The sequence below is a fragment of the Sphingobium sp. 3R8 genome (genome assembly GCF_020166615.1).
GTDB classification, from domain to species: domain Bacteria; phylum Pseudomonadota; class Alphaproteobacteria; order Sphingomonadales; family Sphingomonadaceae; genus Sphingobium; species Sphingobium bisphenolicum.
Genome location: NZ_JAIQXR010000001.1, coordinates 160,231 through 177,149 on the forward strand (window position 1 = coordinate 160,231; position 16,919 = coordinate 177,149).

Here is a 16,919-nt window from a genome sequence, read left to right on the forward strand (position 1 = left end):
TTACCGGCGGACTTCATTCTCCAGCATCGCGATCAGCCGTTCGGCCATCTCGCTGCCCGCCCGTGTCAGATTCTTGGGCTTGCGATAGAGCAGCCAGGTGATGATGAGCTGGTTGACGCCGCCGATCAGCAGCGCGACCGTTTCATAGGGATTGCGGTCCGGCGCAACCCAGCCTTCGGCGACGCCCTCCTTCACCAGGAACAGGATGACGCGGGTGAAGTCGTCGATGCTGTGGCGCAGTTCGGTGTCGCTGACGAAGACGCTAGGCCAGATTTCCAGATAGAGCAGCCGTGCCCATTCGGCATGTTCGCGCGCATAATCCGCCGACATCACCAGATAGAGCAGCAGCCTTTCGCGCGCCGAAGTGCGGCTGGCCGCGTTCGCATGATAGCTTTCGAAAAATTCGGCGAGGTGGGACAATGGCACGTCATAAGCCAGATCCTCCTTGCTCTTATAATATTCATAGAGGGTGGAGGTGGAAATGCCGGCCTCCGCAGCGATGTCTGCAATCCGCGAGCGGGAAATGCCATCGCGCGCGAACACCCGCAGCGCCGCGTTCAATATCTGCTGCTCGGTGCGCTTGGCGCGGTCCTGCTTGCGCTCCGTCGCCCGTTTTGGGCGGTGAGCGATTTCCTCCAGCAGGCTGTCCCACGCGCTCGCGGTGTTCGATGCGATCTGCTCCGACTCTCCCACGACTTCTTTTGTCGCCACGAAGGCCTCCAAATCCATGCGGCGCCCGGACTGCGGACGCCGCCCATTACACGCTTCTGTCACACTCTACTGCCTTGGCTTGGCATCCTCTGCAACCCCAAAGCCTGACAGGTGCGGGAAAATAAGCACGAAGAATAACGGCGTCGTGCGGCAGAAATGGCGGAAAGCGGTCGCTTGGGAACATATGCCTCTCCGGTTGCTCAAAATTTCCGATAAAACGTCGATTTTATAATTGACCTTATGCAGGTCGAGATGTAGCTAGATCGGCATAAGAGAACAGATTGCTGGGCCGGACGGCGCAGAATGAAGGAGAGGAAGATGGGACGTTATCCCACTATTTCCCTATGCTTTTCCAGAATTACGGGCCGGTTGCCACATGTTTCCATGTGCCGGGAGAATGGAAATGGTTGACGTAGCCGCCGCGGCGGAAGCTTTGATCCGGGCCTATAATGCCAAGGATTTCGATGCGATGGAGCGCATGATCGCGCCAGACCTCGATTTCGCGCATTTCAATCGTGCCTTCGTGATGACCAGTCGCGATGCGCTGCTGGGGGTGCTGCGCGACTTTGCCGGTAGTTATGTGCCGGATCGCCATTTCGAGGCGCCCGAACGGGTGACGGTCGCGGGAGACATCGTCGTGCGCGAGGCCTGGTATGTCGGAACGGCGAGGGTGGACCTGCCGGGCTTCGGTGCGGCGGGGGAGGCGTTCCGTCTGAAATTTTGCAGCGTGATGCGATTTGATCCGGCCGGCATATTGGTCGAATGGAAGGACCATGGATGAGGTTCTGCCCCAGCCATGGAAAAATATTCGTAGAAGAGGTGAGTGATGCAGGTTGGGATGTTCCAGACGCCGTTCGTGCGCCCAGAGCGTACGCCGCGGCAGGTGTTCGAATGGGCGCTGCGTCAGGCGGTGCACGCGGACAAGATCGGCTTCAGCGAATATTGGGTCGGTGAGCATGGCACGCTCAATTGGGAAGGCATTCCCAGCCCCGAACTGGTGATCGCGGCCGCGGCATTGCAGACCAGCCAGATCAAGTTCGGGCCGCTGGCCCATCTTCTGCCCTATCATCATCCGGCCACGCTGGCGATCCAGACCGCCTGGCTCAGCCAGATATTGGAAGGGCGTTACATGCTGGGCGTCGCTACCGGCGCCTACCCGACCGACGCCGCCGTGCGCGGGATCAAGGACATGTCGGGCAATCACGCCATGATGCTCGAAGCGATCGATATCATGGAGCGGGTCTGGAAGGGCGAGCCTTTCGAGTTTGAGGGGCAGTTCTGGAACGCGGGTTTCCCGCAAGCCAATCCCAACAAGCCCCTGCGCGACGTGCGCCCATGGGGCGGGACGATGCAGATGGCGATGACGGGCCTCAGTGCGCCGTCGCCTTCGATCGGCTTCGCCGGTACGCACGGCTTCCTGCCCGCGTCGGTCTATGCCGGCAATCCATTCCTGCGCAGCCATTTCGAAACCTACCGCGACACGATGACGGCAGCCGGGCGCGAGTCCGACCGGTCGGCCCACCGCGTCGTGCGCGACGTGATCGTCGCCGACACTGACGAGGAAGCGCGCAAGCTCGCTACCGAGGGCGGCATAGGCCTTGCCTGGAAGGAATATATCAAGCCGACCTATGAGCGCTTCGGCGTTCTCAAGGGCCTGCTCCATGACCCGTCGGTCGATCCTGCGAATGTGGATGCGGACTATCTGGCCGAACATGTCTGGATCGTCGGATCGGTCGAAACCGTGCGACAGAAGATGGAGGCCTGGTTCGGCGAACTGGGCGGGCCGTTCGGCACGCTGCTGGTCTACAGCCATGACTATATCGACAATCCCGAACCGTGGGAGCGGTCGATGGAGTTGCTGGTCAAGGAAGTCGCGCCGAAACTGTCGGACGCCAAGCAGACGGTAGCGGCCTGAACCATGGGCAGGCTCGCCGGCAAGGTCGCCATCATCACGGGCGCGGCGCAGGGCATGGGCGAAGCCCATGCGCGGCTGTTCGTGCGGGAGGGCGCCAAGGTCGTCCTGACCGACGTGAATGAGGCGGGCGGCAAGGCGCTGGCGACCGAGCTGGGCGATGCGGCGCTTTTTCTGCGCCACGACGTCGCCAAGGCGCAGGACTGGACCGACGTCGTCGCCGCGGCGGAAAGTCGCTTCGGCCCGGTAACGGTCCTCGTCAACAATGCGGGCGTGATCGGCCCGGTGAAGGGCCTGCTGGATTTCGAGGAGGCCGAGTTTCTGCAGGTCTGCGCGATCAACCAGCTGGGCGTGTTCCTGGGCATGAAGGCGGTCGTTCCCGGCATGATCGGGGCAGGCGGCGGATCGATCGTCAACATCTCCTCGATTGCAGGGATGCTGGGCACGAAGGAATCCTCCAACGCCGCCTACTGCGCCAGCAAATTTGCCGTGCGCGGCATGAGCAAGCTGATCGCGACACAATTCGGCCATGCCGGCATCCGGGTCAATTCGGTGCATCCCGGTTACATATTGACGCCCATGATGATCGCCGCGACCGACGAGCAGGGCGGCGGCGCGGCGGCGGCCATCCCTCTGGGCCGCCTTGCCCAGCCTTCGGAAGTATCCAATGTCGTCCTCTTCCTGGCGTCGGACGAAGCCAGTTTCGTGTCGGGGGCCGAACATGTGGTCGACGGCGCAATGATCGCCGGCTGACGGCGCAACAAGCAGAAGGCCCGGCAAGCGGCCTGAACAACGGATCTCGCATAAGCGTAGACGGGAGGTGAGGATATCATGAACAGGACGATATTTGCGACGCGGGTTTCCGTGTTGGCACTAATGGCGAGCGCCGCTCCGGCTCTGGCCCAGGCGGCACCGGCCGCACCCCAGCCACCCGCGGCCCCGGCCGCCAACAGCGCCGACATCATCGTCACTGCCAACAAGCGCGAGCAGTCGGTGAACAGCGTGGGCCTCACCATCACCGCCGCGTCGTCGGAGGAACTGTCCAATCGCGGTATTTCCGGGCCGGCCGACCTGGCGAAGCTCGTGCCGGGCTTCACATTTACCCAGTCGATCTACTCGACGCCGGTCTTCACCCTGCGCGGCATCGGCCTTTACGACGCCACCTTCGGCGCGGCGCCTTCGGTGTCGGTCTATACCGACCAGATTCCGCGCAACGTGCCGGTGATGTCGGATGGCCTCGACCTCGATATCGAGCGGGTCGAAGTGCTCAAGGGGCCGCAGGGCACGCTGTTCGGGCAAAGCTCCACGGGCGGCGCCATCAACTATATCGTCGGCAAGCCAACCGCCGATTTCGCGGCGGGTTTCGACGCATCCTATGAGCGTTTCAACCGCGCGGAACTGTCCGGCTTCGTCAGCGGTCCGCTGGCCGACGGTATCCGCGCCCGTCTGGCGGTGAAGGGCGTATCGGGCGGTGCCTGGCAGCGCAGCCTGTCGCGGCCGAACGACGAAAATGGCGACCAGCGCAAGTTCATGGGGCGCTTCACCCTGGACATCCAGCCGACCGAAAGGCTGAAGATCGAGCTGATGGCGACCGGCTCGCGTGACCGGTCCGACCCACTGGCCCCGCAATATGCCGGTACCACGCTCAATCTTTACCCGGACCAGGCCGCCGCCGCCGCATCGGGCAATCCCTATGCGCAGGTCGATGCCCAGCGCTATGCGGACCTGACCACGCCGACGTCGGCCGGCTATGACGCATCCTTTCTGGGACGCCAGTCCGTGGTCGTCGGTCGTCTCAGCAGCGCCAACCCCGCCACGGCAGCCGGTGCGAACGCCCTTCTGGGCACGCCGGTCAGCAGCCGGGCGCGAGACGCCGAATGGACGCAAGGCTTTCTGGGACGGTCGCACAACAGCTATTATCAGCTTGCGGGTCGCGCCGATCTCGACCTGAGCGACACGCTCAAGCTGACCTACATCGCCGCGCTGGCGAAGCAGAAGCTCGACTATAATCAGGACCTCGACGGCACGGCCGCCCAGGTCGTCGATGTCCCGCTGTTCGGCGACGTGCGATCGTTCAACCAGGAACTCCGCCTTTCGCTCGATACCGACAGCTTCAACGGCATCGTTGGCGCGAGCTACGACAATCTCCGGACATCCCAGAACAATTTCTTCTATCTGGGAGACTATTCCGCGAACGCAGACCTGATCTCGGTCACGCTCAACGAATTCGACTCCCGGATGCGCAGCTACGGCCTGTTCGCGAATGGCGAGTATAAGGTCACCCCGCAACTGACCGTGCAGGGCGGCATCCGCTACACGAAGAACAAGCAGGAGGCGAGCTACTGCTACAGCGATCCGACGGGCGCCGGCGCGGCCGTCCTGTTCGGCGCGGCTCTCAACAGCGTGCCGATCACCATCGCGGCGGGGCAGTGCTTCCCCACGACGGGCGACCTTCTGCTCGGCACCGCGAAATCGACATTGACCCCGGTCAACCAGTCGCTCACCGAGGACAATATTTCCTTCCGTGTAGGCGCGAATTATAAGTTCGACGGTGGCGCACTGATCTATGCGACCGTCAGCCAGGGCTATAAAGCGGGCATCTTCTCGGCGATCGGTGCCTCGCGTGCGAACCAGTATAGTCCGGCGACGCAGGAAAAGGTGATTGCCTATGAAGGCGGCTTCAAGGCGCCGTTCGCCAATGGCGCGCTGCAATTCAATGGTGCCGCCTTCTATTATGACTATTCCAACAAGCAGGTACGCGGCCGCGTTCAGGACACCATTTTCGGCCTGCTGGAGAAGATGCTGAACGTACCCAAATCCTATGTGTTCGGTCTTGAAGGCGAACTGGTCGCACGTCCGGCTCAGGGCCTGCGCCTCAGCGCCGGTGCCACTTACCTCAAGAGCAAGGTCAAGTCTGACTATTCGGCGACGGCCGACGGCTTCGCCGTCTATAATGCGGCGGGCTATACCGGCAATTTCAAGGGATCGGAGCTACCCTACACGCCCAAGTTCAGTGCCAATGTCGACGCGCAATATAGCGTGCCGGTGTCGGACAGTCTGGAGGCTTTCCTGGGCGGTGGACTCACTTACCAAAGCAAGCAGAACACGACCTTCCACAATGCCGGGCTGCCTGCCGACGATTTCACGATCAATGGCTATGCCCTGCTCGACGTGCGGGCAGGGGTGAGCAGCAGCGATGGCAGGTGGCGCGCCAGCCTCTATGGTCGCAACATCACGAACAAATCCTATGTGACCGCCGTGTCGACCTATCTCGACACGCTCATCCGCTATCGGGGCAAGCCGACCGTCTATGGTCTTTCGCTCTCCTACAAATATTGAACTCTCCCGCTGGGCGCGGCGGCCGATCCGGCCGCTGCGCTCTTCTTTCCCGGAAGGTGCCGATGACCGGACATGATTTTCCTGATGCGCTGAAGCAGTTGCTCGACGAGTTTTCGCGGTCGGGAATAAGAGAATTGCATATCCGCAAGCCGGATTTCGAACTCTATCTGTCGACCGACGCTTCGGCTGCGCGTCCGCAGGCGGCGACGCCCGTCGCTGCGCCGGCATCTGTGCCGGTCGCCCAGCCCGCCGCGCCTTCCAGACCGATCGCAGCGCCTCCTGCGCTCATATCGTCGCTGCCGGACGAGGCCATCATCATCAAGGCGCCGAACCTTGGCACCTTCTATCGCGCGCCCAAACCCGGCGCCGCCAATTATGTCGAGGTGGGATCGAAAGTGCAGGCCGGCGACGAACTGTGCCTGATCGAGGTGATGAAGCTCTTCACCGCCGTGCGCGCCGGCTCGTCGGGCACGGTTCAAGCCGTTCTGGTCGAGGACGGCGCCATGGTCGAAGGCGGCCAACCCCTGTTTGCGCTGGTGAGGGACTGATGCCGATCAAACGACTTTTCGTGGCGAACCGGGGCGAGATCGCACTGCGCATCGTCCGCGCCGCGCAGGCGCTCAATATCGAAACGGTGGTGGCCGTGTCGGATGCCGACCGCGACAGCGCGGCCGCGCGGCTGGCCGATCGGTCGATCGTTCTGGGGCCGGCAGCGGCGGCCAAATCCTATCTCGACCCCCGCCTGATCGTCCATGCGGCCAAGGAAAGCGGCTGCGACGGCCTGCATCCGGGCTATGGTTTCCTGTCGGAACGCGCGATCCTGCCGCGCCTGTGCGCGCAGCATGGCATCGCCTTCGTGGGGCCGGAGCCCGACGTCATCGACGCGCTGGGCGACAAGCTGCGCGCGCGGGCGATGGCGGGCGCGGCCGGCGTACCGCTGGTGCCGGGCAGCGAGTGCGTCGCCTCGGCGGCCGACGCGCGGCGGGAAGGGGACCGGATCGGCTATCCCGTGTTGCTGAAGGCCTCGGCCGGCGGCGGTGGACGCGGCATGGTGATCGCCAATAATGGCGACGAGGCGGAGGCCGGCTTCCACAAGGCCAGCGCCGAAGCGGTCGCCGCCTTTGGTGATGGCACCTTGTTCATGGAGCGCTTCGTGCCGGAAGCGCGCCATGTCGAGGTGCAGTTGATGGGTGACGGCAAGGGCCAGGTGCTGCATTTTGGCGAGCGCGACTGTTCGGTACAGCGCCGCTACCAGAAGCTGATCGAGGAGGCGCCGTGCGCCGCCATGCCCGATCATCTGCGCCGGCAATTGCATGAATCCGCCGTCGCGCTTGCGGCGAGCGTCAACTATCGCAATGCCGGAACCGCCGAATTTCTGTTCGACGTCCAGCGGCAGGAATTCTACTTCATCGAAGTCAACGCCCGCATCCAGGTGGAGCATCCGGTGTCCGAAGCGATCACCGGATTCGATCTGGTCCAGGAACAGATCCGCATCGCCGGCGGCGCCGGCCTGTCCGTCAGCCAGCAGGACGTCAAGATCAGCGGTCACGCCATCGAATGTCGCATCAATGCGGAGGATGCGGCGCGCGACTTTCTGCCCAGCCCCGGCCGTATCACGCGCTGGGAACCGCCGCAGGGACCGGGCATCAGGCTGGACAGTCATATGTCGGCCGGCGCCATGATCCCGCCCTTCTACGACAGCATGGTGGGCAAGCTGATCGTCCATGGCAGTGACCGGGCGGACGCGATCGCCCGGCTGGCCGATGCGATCGATCACTTCGTGGTGGAAGGCGTGCCGACGACCTTGCCGCTGCATCGCGCGATCATCGCGCACCCCGATTTCATCGAGAACCGCATCCACACCCGCTGGCTCGAACAGGTTCTCCTCCCCGACTATGGAAAGAAGGCGGCATGACGGCCGAAAAGAAAGACCCGGTGATCGCCGCGGTCGATGATGCCCGCGCGCTGCTCGACACGCTGCTGACGAGCGGCTGGCAGCAATTGCATGTCGCGTCCGGTGACACGGAGATTTTCCTGGCGCGTTATGGTGGAGCCGCCAATCCGATGCGGGCGGCTGCGCCGGCACCCATCGTTGCGACTCCCGCGATTCAGGTCGGCCCCGAAACCATCGTGCCGGTCCCCTACGTCGCCACGCTGGAACGGGCGCTGGCGGTCGGCACCCAGGTGACGGCCGGCCAAGCCGTCGCGACCGTGCGCGTACTGGACGAGCAGGAGGATATCGCTGCGCCGATTTCCGGCACCATCGTTCGCGTGGACGCACAGCCGGGTTCGCTGCTGGAATATGGCGCGACCCTGCTATCGATCGCGGCGGCGGCGTGATGAATGCCGCCATCGGAAAAGTCGCGGTCTGCGGCGCGGGCGCCATGGGATCGGGCATCGCCCAGGTTGCGGCGCAGGCGGGGGCTTCCGTCCTCATCTTCGACGTCAATGCGCAGGCACTGGACGCGAGCCGGGCGCGGACACTGGCGGACCTCGACAAGCTGGCCGCACGCGGCAAGCTGTCGGCGGACGAAGTGCGGGCGATCGGCGAACGGATGCAATGGGTGTCGACGCTCGATGCCCTGGCCGACCGCGATCTGGTGATCGAGGCGATCATCGAGGATGCGGGCATTAAGGGCCAGTTGTTCGAACAGGTCGAGGCGATCCTGTCGCCGGAAGCGATCATCGCGACCAACACCTCGTCCCTGCCGATCTCGCGTCTCGCGCGGGGTTTGAAGCGGCCTGAGCGGTTCATCGGCATGCATTTCTTCAATCCGGCGACAGTGATGAAACTGGTCGAGGTGATTTCCGGCGCGGCGACCGACCCGGCGGTCGCAGAGCGGATCAGGGCGACCGCGCAAAGCTGGGGCAAGGTCGCGATCCCCGTCGCAGACGTGCCAGGCTTCATCGTCAACCGCGTCGCGCGTCCCTTCTATGGGGAGGCCTTCGCCGCGCTGAACGAAGACGCGGCGGATGCGCCGGCCATCGACGCCCTGTTTCGCGCGGCGGGCTTCCGCATGGGGCCGCTGGAACTGACCGACCTGATCGGACAGGACGTCAACTTCGCTGTCGCCCGCTCAGTGTTCGATTCCTATTTCGGCCGCACTCGCTTCGTGCCGCAATTGCGGCAGGCGGCGTTGGTCGATGCCGGTTGGCTCGGACGCAAGACGGGCAGGGGGGTCTATGATTATCGCGACGGCGCGCCCAGGGCCGCCGATCCGCAGGTGCCGGACGCACGCGTCAGCGATACGCATCGACAGGCGATAGCGGCGCTCAAGGAGGCCGTGCCCGGCACCTTCCTGCGCTGCGGCGCGCTGTTTGTGGGCACAACCCAAGGGCGGACTGCGCGGCAGGAAAGCGACAGCTTGGGCGCGCCGGTCATCCTGTTCGACTGGTCCCCAGCCGATGCCGCCGGACCGATCGGTTTCACCCTGTCCGACGAGCGCGCTCGGCCCGACGTGTTCGGCTTGCTCGCCGCGCAATCGCGCGCTGGCGTGGAAATCGCCGACCGGCCGGGCATGATCGTCGCTCGGACGCTGGCGCAACTCGCCAACGCCGCCGCCGACGCCGTGCTGGAACAGGTAGCGGACGAACAGGGCATCGACGCGGCGCTGCGCTATGGCGCGAACTATCCCTATGGTCCCTTCGCCTGGGCCGACCGCTACGGCCGCGGGGCGCTCGTTCGCCTGCTCGACGGCATCGCGGATGGCACCGGCGAGGCGCTATACCGGCCATCCCATTATCTGAGGAACCGCGCATGAGCGAAACGCAGGATATCTTGCTAGTCGAGCCGATGGGCGCCCACGTGCTGCTGCTGCGGCTGAACCGCCCCGAAAAACGCAATGCGCTGGCCACCGACCTGCTCGGGCGGGTCGCCGATGCGCTGGACGCCGCCGCGACCGATCCCGCCATCCGCGCGGTCGTCATTACTGGCGCGGACCGTTTCTTCGCCGCAGGGGCGGATATCAGGGAACTGGCGTCGCGTGATACCAGCGGCGCACTGGGCGACCCGCGGCCAGCGATTTGGACACGCATCCGCGGCTTTTCCAAACCACTGATCGCAGCGGTCGAGGGATGGTCGCTGGGCGCGGGGAACGAACTGGTCATGTGCTGCGATCTCGTCGTGGCCGGCGAGAGCGCGAAATTTGGCCAGCCCGAAACCAATCTGGGAATCATTCCCGGCGCGGGCGGCACTGCTATCCTGCCACGGCTGGTCGGACGCAGCCGGGCGATGCGGATGGTGTTGCTGGGCGATCCTCTGTCCGCCGTCGAAGCATTGCAGGCGGGCCTTGTCGCACAAGTGGTCGACGATGGGCAGGCGCTCGCGGTTGCGACCGACCTTGCCATGCGCATCGCCGCCCGCGCGCCGCTGGCGATGCAGCAGGGCAAGGCGATGGTCCGCGCGACCTTCGAGACGCATCAGTCCGCGCATTTGCTGCTCGAGCGACAGGCCTTTTCCGCGCTGTTCGGCACCGCCGACAAGCGTGAGGGCACCACCGCTTTCTTCGAGAAGCGCGACCCGCAATGGAGCGGCGCATGAACGACCTGTCCCCGATGGGCGCGGCCTGCGCGGCGCCGCTGCCCGAAGTTTCACGCGAAGCGATCGCCGCGCTGTTCGAACTGCCCTTCCTGGATCTGGTGGCGCAGGCCCATGCCGTGCATATCCGACACCATCCGCGCAACGCCGTGCAACTGTCTACCTTGTTGTCCATCAAGACCGGCGGCTGCGCGGAGGATTGCGGCTATTGCAGTCAGTCCGCCTTTGCCAAGAGCGGCGTAAAGGCGGAAAAGCTGATCGACGCCGACACGGTTGTCGCCGCCGCGCGAGAGGCGAAGGCGGGCGGTTCCAGCCGTTTCTGCATGGGCGCGGCGTGGCGCGAACCCAAGGCGCGCGACATGCCCGCGCTGCTCGACATGGTGCGGCGGGTGAAGGCGCTGGGCATGGAAACCTGCATGACGCTGGGCATGTTGAGCGGCGATCAGGCCGACGCGCTGGCGGAAGCGGGACTTGATTATTACAACCACAATATCGACACCAGCCCGGACTATTATGACCGGGTCATCACTACCCGGAGTTTCCAGGACCGGCTCGACACGCTGGACCATGTTCGCCGGGCAGGTATGGCGGTGTGCTGTGGCGGCATCCTGGGGATGGGCGAGACGCGCGAAGACCGCATCGCTTTTCTTCACGCGCTTGCCGCCTTGCCCGAACCGCCCGACAGCGTCCCGCTGAACGCGCTGGTGCCGATCCCCGGCACCGTACTGGGCGACATGTTGGCCGACACGCCGCTGGCCCGGATCGATGAGATCGAATTCGTGCGCACCGTCGCTGCGGCGCGGATCACCATGCCCCACAGCGTCGTGCGGCTGTCGGCCGGTCGCGAGAGCATGAGCGAAGCAGGGCAGGCGCTCTGCTTCATGGCCGGAGCCAATTCGATCTTCACCGGCGACCGTCTGCTGACCACGAGCAACAAGGGCGGCGATGCCGATGCCGCGTTGTTCGCGAAGCTCGGGCTGGCGCCGTCCAGTTGAGGTGAGATGATTTTGCGCACCCGCGTTACCGATCTTCTGGGCATCCGCTACCCCATCGTGCAGGGCGGGATGCAGAATGTGGGCTATGCGCCACTGGCGGCGGCGGTTTCCAGCGCCGGCGGCCTGGGCATGATAACCGCTCTGACCTTTGCCGATCCGGGCGCGCTGGCGCAGGAGATTGCGCGGTGTCGGGCGCTGACAACGGCACCCTTCGGCGTCAACATCTCCGTCTTCCCGACCATGCGGCCACCCGACTATGGCGCCATAGTGGACGCGATCGCCGATGGCGGCGTGGAAGTCGTCGAAACCGCGGGCACGCCGGCCGTGCGTGCGGTGTGGGATATGCTCTTCGCGCGCGGTATCCGCGTCATCCATAAATGCACCTCTGTCCGCCACGCCCTGTCGTCGGAGCGCTATGGCGTCCATGCCGTGTCGATCGATGGCTTCGAATGTGCGGGACATCCGGGTGAGGACGACGTGCCGGGCCTGGTGCTGATTCCCGCCGCGGCCGATCGCCTGTCCGTGCCGGTACTGGCGAGCGGCGGCATCGCTGACGGCCGCGGGCTGGCGGCGGCGCTGGCGCTGGGCGCCGACGGAGTGACGATGGGCACGCGTTTTTGCGCGACGCGCGAAGCACCGATCCACGACAATGTGAAGCAAGCCTATGTCGACAAGGACGAACGGGAAACCGACCTTCTCTTCCGCCCTTTCCGCAATTCCGCCCGCGTCGGCCGCAATGCGATCTCGACCGAAGTGTTGCGTCGTACGGCAGCGCCCGATGCGGTCTTCGCCGATGTGGCGGAACTGGTCAGCGGGCTGCGCGGTAAGGCGCTGCTGCAATCGGGCGATATCGATAGCGGTATCTATTGGGCGAGCATGGCGCAGGGGCTGATCCACGACATACCCAGTTGCGCCGACCTGATCGAGCGCATGATAGCCGATGCGCGCGCAGTGATCACGGATCGGCTGGCGGGTATGATCTGCGGCTGACGGCTCAGTCGATCAGCACGACGCATTTGCCCAGATGCCTGCGCGCCAGAATCTCCTCATAACCCCGCCGGGCATCGGCAAAGGCGAAACATGTCCCGGCCTGTGGCTTTAGCCGGCCGTCCGCAGCCCAGGCCAGCATCTCGCGAAAGTCGTTCCATCCCTGCTCGCCCATGCGTTCCAGGGCGAGCCGCCCCTCGACCCCGATGACCGATATCATCTTCACCAGCAGCACGTTGGTCCGGGCCACAGCCGCACGGCCGGAGGTGAAGCCGATCACAACTATGCGGCCGCCGGTCGCGATGGCGCGCATCGACTGGTCGAACAGGTCGCCGCCGACGGGATCGAAGACCATGTCCGCACCCCGGCCGCCGGTAACCTCCAATATACGCTCGCGCAGCGGCGTGGCGACATGGTTGATCCGATGGTCGGCGGCGACCTGCGCCAGCTTCGCATCGTCACTGCCGGTGGCGATCACTGTCGCGCCGATCGCGCGGCCGACGTCCAGCGCCGCCGACCCGGTCCCGCCCGTGGCGCCATGGACGACCAGCACTTCCCCGGCCTTTAGATTACCCCGACGGACCAGTGCATTGAAAGCGGTCCAGTGGTTCATGAGGAAGCCGGCGGCATCGGCGAAGGTCAGATCGTCGGCGATGCCATGCACAAAGGCTTCGGGCAGGACGCAATATTCGGCGAGGCCGCCGCCGTCGAGCGAGACGGAGAAAGCGGCGACCCGCTGGCCGGGAGCCACCCGTGCGACGCCGGGGCCGCAGGCATCGACGACCCCCGCCATCTCGCTCGACGGGATATAGGGCAGGGGCGGCGTCTTCTGATGGCGGCCTTCCACCACCATCGTTTCGCCGAAGGACAAGCCGGCGGCGTGGACGCGGATGCGCACTTCGCCCGGACCGGGCTCGGGGACCGGCACATCCGCTATCGCGATTTGGAAAGGCGCGGCGAAACGGTGGCAGACCCAGGCCTTCATGCGTCGCTTGCCAGCCGGATGCCGAACTCCGCCAATATTTCGTCATGATCGGCGTCCAGCATCGGCGCGTGGCGGTGCAGGTGCGCGGGCGTATCGGAAAAGCGGATGGGGTGGACGGGTTGGCGATAGCGGCCCGCTGCGGGATGGTCATGCTCCATCAGCGCGCCGATCGCCATGATTTGCGGGTCTGCGGCCAAGTCGTCCGGCCGATTGATGGGGGCGTAGACGGCGTCCACCGCCCGCAGGCGGGGCAGCCAATAGGCGGTGGGCCGACGCAACAGGCAGGCCCCGACGATCGCGTTCAACTCCGACGCATTGGCAAAGCGCTTGCTCAACACGTCAAAGCGCGGATCGCCCGGCAGGTCGGGACGGCCCAGTACCTGGCAGACGCCGGTAAATTCCTCGTCGGTCACGAACCCGACCAATATATGGCCGTCCGCGGTCGCAAAGCAGTAGCGCACGCTGGCCATCGATCCGCCGACAACGACATCGTCGCCGATCAGCGTGCTGCTGCTCATCACCTCCGGCCAGATGAACGATAGGGCGACGTTCAACATGCTGACGCGGATATGCTGGCCCTGTCCCGTCCGTTCGCGCGCCAGCAGCGCGGCGGTGACGGCCTGCCAGACCACCAGTGCGGTGGCCTTGTCCACGATCGCGCTGCGGATCGTGGTCGGCGCGCCCGTCACATTGTCGGCCTGAACGGCGGCAATGCCGGCAATTCCCTGGACGACAATGTCGTAAACGCGGCGGTTCGCCTCCGGGCCGCTGTCGCCCAGGCCGTCGATTGAGACATAGATGATATCGGGACGTAGGCGCGCGGCGGCTTCATAGCCGATGCCGATGCGATCGGCGACGCCCGGCCGGAAGTTCTGTACCACGACGTCGCACTGTCCGGCAATGCGCAGCGCGGCATCGAGATGATCGGCGCGTTTGAGGTCTAGCGCGATCGAGCGCTTGTTGCGATTGGCGTTCAGGAACATCGCGCCCATATTGGACACGCCGCTGCGCTGGTCGCCGCTGCTGCGCAATTGATCGCCCCTGATCGGCTCCACCTTGATGACGTCAGCGCCTTGGTCGCCCATCAGCATCGTCGCCATGGGTGCGGTCAGATTGGTGCCGAATTCCAGGATGCGATAGCCGGCCAGCGGGCCGAGGCGATGCGGCCCGGGCCGTCCTTCGGCAAGATCGTCCAGGCCCGACATGTGCGCTCCATCTCTTTGGCCCGTTACGGGCGTGACTGCTTCTTCTGCCGTTCCAGCGCTGCCAAGACGCCTGCCTCGCTTTCTGGATGTTCCACCAGTGCGGAGGACGCCTCCTGCGCCTCTAGATAGGCGTCCATCCATTCGGATCCTTCCCAGGTCAGCGACGCCAGCTTGCGGGCGCGCAGCGTCGGCATGCTCTTGCGCGCCATCTGGTTGGCCAGGTCGAGCGCGATGGGCAGCACCGCCGGGGAGGGGACGACATAGTTGAAGAAGCCGGTGGATTCGAGTTCCCGCGCCGTGAAGGTGCGGCCAGTGTAGATCATCTCGCGCACCTTGGCCTCGGGCATGCGCAAGCTTGCGAACAGGCCCGCGCTGCCGCCGACCAGCCCATAATCCACCTCCGGGCAAGCGAAGCGCGCATCTTCGGCGGCGACGCGCAGGTCGCACATACCTGCCAGCATCACGCCGACGCCCACCGTCGCGCCGCGGATCGCGGCGATCATCGGCCGGTCGATATGGTGGAAGCGTGGCAGTTGGGCATTGATGAACTGATAGCGTTCCTTGCGCTTTTCCGCTGTCATGCCCTTGAACTCATGCAAATCCGCACCGCCGCACCAGGCGCGCGCGTCGTCCGGCGCGGTGATGACGATGACGCGGACCGTCTGGTCCGCCGCGACATGGTCGGCGAAGCGGCCGATCTCCTCATAGACGGACAGGGACACCGCGTTGACCGGCGGGCGCGAGAAAGTGAGCAGTCCCACGCCATTGTCGCGCACATCGAGGGTGAAGGCGCCGAAGCTGTGCCTGACGGTCATATGGCTTTCCCTCTTACGCGATTTCCAGCGCCAGTTGCAGCTCCACGCCGGTCATGTCGCGCAGCTTGTCGATGGTCAGTCCCGGCACCATTTCGATGACATGGGCGCCCGCCGGACCCACGTCGAAGATGGCGACGTCGCTATAGACGCGCGACACGCAGGACAGGCCGGTCAGCGGATAGCTGCATTGGGCGACGAGCTTGCTCTCGCCGCTCTTGGTCAGCAGATCCATCATTACGAACACCTGCTTGGCGCCGACGGCCAGATCCATCGCTCCGCCCACGGCCGGAATCGCGTCCGGCGCGCCGGTATGCCAGTTTGCGAGGTCGCCCTTCACCGACACCTGAAAGGCGCCCAGCACGCAAATGTCGATATGCCCGCCGCGCATCATCGAGAATGAATCGCCGTGGTGGAAGAAGGAGCCACCTGCCAGCAGCGTGACCGGCTGCTTGCCGGCATTGATCAGTTCCCAGTCGGTATCCTCTTCGGCCGGCGCCGGCCCCATGCCAAGCAGACCGTTTTCGCTTTGGAGGAAGATGTCGCGTTCCTGCGGCAGAAAATTCGCCACTCTGGTCGGCAGGCCGATGCCCAGATTGACGTAGGCGCCCTCCGGAATGTCGCGCGCGACCCGCGCGGCCATGTCTTCACGGTTCATCCGCTGCATGATGCTTGTCTCCTTCAGGCCGCAGCCGCGACGGATAGCGGTGCGACCTGCACCACTCGATTGACGAAGATGCCCGGCGTCACGACAATTTCGGGATCGAGCGCACCCAGTTCCACGATCTCTGTCACCTGCGCGATGGTGGTCTTGGCCGCCATCGCCATGATCGGGCCGAAATTGCGCGCCACCTTGCGATAGACGAGATTGCCCCAGCGATCGCCCGCGCGCGCTTTGATCAACGCGAAATCGGCATGGATGGGATATTCCAGCACATAGTTGCGCCCATCGATCTCGCGAGTTTCCTTGCCCTCGGCCAGCAGCGTCCCGTATCCGGTTGGCGTGAAGACGGCCCCCAGACCCGATCCCGCCGCCTGGATGCGTGCGGCCAGATTGCCCTGCGGCACCAGTTCCAGTTCGATCTCTCCGGCACGATAGCGCGCATCGAAATGATGCGAGGTCGCCTGGCGTGGGAAGGAACAAATGACCTTGCGCACCCGGTTGGCCTTGATGAGCGCGGCGATGCCCGTCTCGCCCGCACCCGCATTATTGCTGATGATCGTCAGGTCGGTGGCGCCATGTGCGATCACCGCCTCCATCAATTCATGGGGTGCGCCCGCATCACCGAAGCCGCTGATCATGATGGATGCGCCATCATGGAGATCGGCGACCGCCTGTCCCAGGGACGGACTGATCTTGTCTATCATGCAAACCTCTCGCTCTCGTCTCATATCCGCTATATCCGATGATATTTCGAATATTACAGAAATTAGGC

At 64.6% G+C, this 16,919-nt stretch carries 17 protein-coding genes; 11 read left to right on the plus strand and 6 right to left on the minus strand.

The window, feature by feature from the left end; all coding sequences use genetic code 11:
* Positions 1-711: a TetR/AcrR family transcriptional regulator gene (locus K9B33_RS00760; protein ID WP_224545939.1), complete on the minus strand. Its 711-nt coding sequence runs from the start codon at positions 709-711 to the stop codon at positions 1-3.
* Positions 712-1,114: 403 nt separating this feature from the next.
* Here K9B33_RS00760 and K9B33_RS00765 point away from each other — a divergent pair, with 403 nt between their 5' ends.
* From K9B33_RS00765 to K9B33_RS00815, 11 genes are all read left to right on the plus strand, one after another.
* Positions 1,115-1,492: a nuclear transport factor 2 family protein gene (locus K9B33_RS00765; protein WP_224545940.1), complete on the plus strand. Its 378-nt coding sequence runs from the start codon at positions 1,115-1,117 to the stop codon at positions 1,490-1,492.
* Positions 1,493-1,537: 45 nt separating this feature from the next.
* Positions 1,538-2,626: an LLM class flavin-dependent oxidoreductase gene (locus K9B33_RS00770; RefSeq protein ID WP_224545941.1), complete on the plus strand. Its 1,089-nt coding sequence runs from the start codon at positions 1,538-1,540 to the stop codon at positions 2,624-2,626.
* A gap of 3 nt (positions 2,627-2,629) precedes the next feature.
* Positions 2,630-3,376: a glucose 1-dehydrogenase gene (locus K9B33_RS00775; RefSeq protein ID WP_224545942.1), complete on the plus strand. Its 747-nt coding sequence runs from the start codon at positions 2,630-2,632 to the stop codon at positions 3,374-3,376.
* Positions 3,377-3,454: 78 nt separating this feature from the next.
* Entirely contained in the window at positions 3,455-5,962 is a 2,508-nt protein-coding gene (locus tag K9B33_RS00780) for a TonB-dependent receptor (RefSeq protein WP_224545943.1), read from the plus strand.
* Between the two features lie 62 nt (positions 5,963-6,024).
* On the plus strand, positions 6,025-6,510 hold the full coding sequence (gene accB, locus K9B33_RS00785; RefSeq protein ID WP_224545945.1) for an acetyl-CoA carboxylase biotin carboxyl carrier protein: 486 nt from the start codon (positions 6,025-6,027) through the stop codon (positions 6,508-6,510).
* A complete protein-coding gene (locus tag K9B33_RS00790) occupies positions 6,510-7,877 on the plus strand; it encodes an acetyl/propionyl/methylcrotonyl-CoA carboxylase subunit alpha (protein WP_224545947.1) in 1,368 nt (455 codons plus the stop codon). The genes accB and K9B33_RS00790 overlap by 1 nt, the downstream gene beginning before the upstream one ends.
* On the plus strand, positions 7,874-8,302 hold the full coding sequence (locus tag K9B33_RS00795; RefSeq protein WP_224545949.1) for a biotin/lipoyl-containing protein: 429 nt from the start codon (positions 7,874-7,876) through the stop codon (positions 8,300-8,302). The genes K9B33_RS00790 and K9B33_RS00795 overlap by 4 nt, the downstream gene beginning before the upstream one ends.
* Complete coding sequence (locus K9B33_RS00800; RefSeq protein WP_224545951.1) at positions 8,302-9,723, plus strand: 3-hydroxyacyl-CoA dehydrogenase NAD-binding domain-containing protein; 1,422 nt, start codon at positions 8,302-8,304, stop codon at positions 9,721-9,723. Before K9B33_RS00795 ends, K9B33_RS00800 begins: the two co-directional genes overlap by 1 nt.
* Positions 9,720-10,502 (plus strand): enoyl-CoA hydratase-related protein, encoded by a 783-nt coding sequence (locus tag K9B33_RS00805; protein WP_224545952.1) that lies wholly within the window; start codon positions 9,720-9,722, stop codon positions 10,500-10,502. Before K9B33_RS00800 ends, K9B33_RS00805 begins: the two co-directional genes overlap by 4 nt.
* The gene (bioB, locus tag K9B33_RS00810; protein ID WP_224545954.1) at positions 10,499-11,494 is read left to right on the plus strand and encodes a biotin synthase BioB; all 996 of its coding nucleotides are present in this window, start codon (positions 10,499-10,501) and stop codon (positions 11,492-11,494) included. The genes K9B33_RS00805 and bioB overlap by 4 nt, the downstream gene beginning before the upstream one ends.
* 6 nt (positions 11,495-11,500) lie before the next feature.
* Positions 11,501-12,484: an NAD(P)H-dependent flavin oxidoreductase gene (locus K9B33_RS00815; protein ID WP_224545956.1), complete on the plus strand. Its 984-nt coding sequence runs from the start codon at positions 11,501-11,503 to the stop codon at positions 12,482-12,484.
* A 4-nt stretch (positions 12,485-12,488) separates the two neighbouring features.
* On the opposite strand, the gene K9B33_RS00820 is transcribed toward K9B33_RS00815, so the two are convergent.
* The 5 genes from K9B33_RS00820 to K9B33_RS00840 are packed head-to-tail and all read right to left on the minus strand — an operon-like array spanning position 12,489 to position 16,851.
* Positions 12,489-13,466: an NADPH:quinone oxidoreductase family protein gene (locus K9B33_RS00820; protein WP_224545958.1), complete on the minus strand. Its 978-nt coding sequence runs from the start codon at positions 13,464-13,466 to the stop codon at positions 12,489-12,491.
* Positions 13,463-14,671, minus strand: a complete 1,209-nt coding sequence (locus K9B33_RS00825) for a CaiB/BaiF CoA transferase family protein (protein ID WP_224545960.1) — start codon at positions 14,669-14,671, stop codon at positions 13,463-13,465. The genes K9B33_RS00820 and K9B33_RS00825 overlap by 4 nt, the downstream gene beginning before the upstream one ends.
* Positions 14,672-14,694: 23 nt before the next feature.
* Positions 14,695-15,486, minus strand: a complete 792-nt coding sequence (locus K9B33_RS00830; RefSeq protein WP_224545962.1) for an enoyl-CoA hydratase/isomerase family protein — start codon at positions 15,484-15,486, stop codon at positions 14,695-14,697.
* 13 nt (positions 15,487-15,499) lie between these two features.
* Entirely contained in the window at positions 15,500-16,150 is a 651-nt protein-coding gene (locus tag K9B33_RS00835) for a 3-oxoacid CoA-transferase subunit B (RefSeq protein ID WP_224545964.1), read from the minus strand.
* 14 nt (positions 16,151-16,164) lie between these two features.
* Positions 16,165-16,851: a 3-oxoacid CoA-transferase subunit A gene (locus tag K9B33_RS00840; RefSeq protein ID WP_224545966.1), complete on the minus strand. Its 687-nt coding sequence runs from the start codon at positions 16,849-16,851 to the stop codon at positions 16,165-16,167.
* Positions 16,852-16,919: the final 68 nt, after the last annotated feature.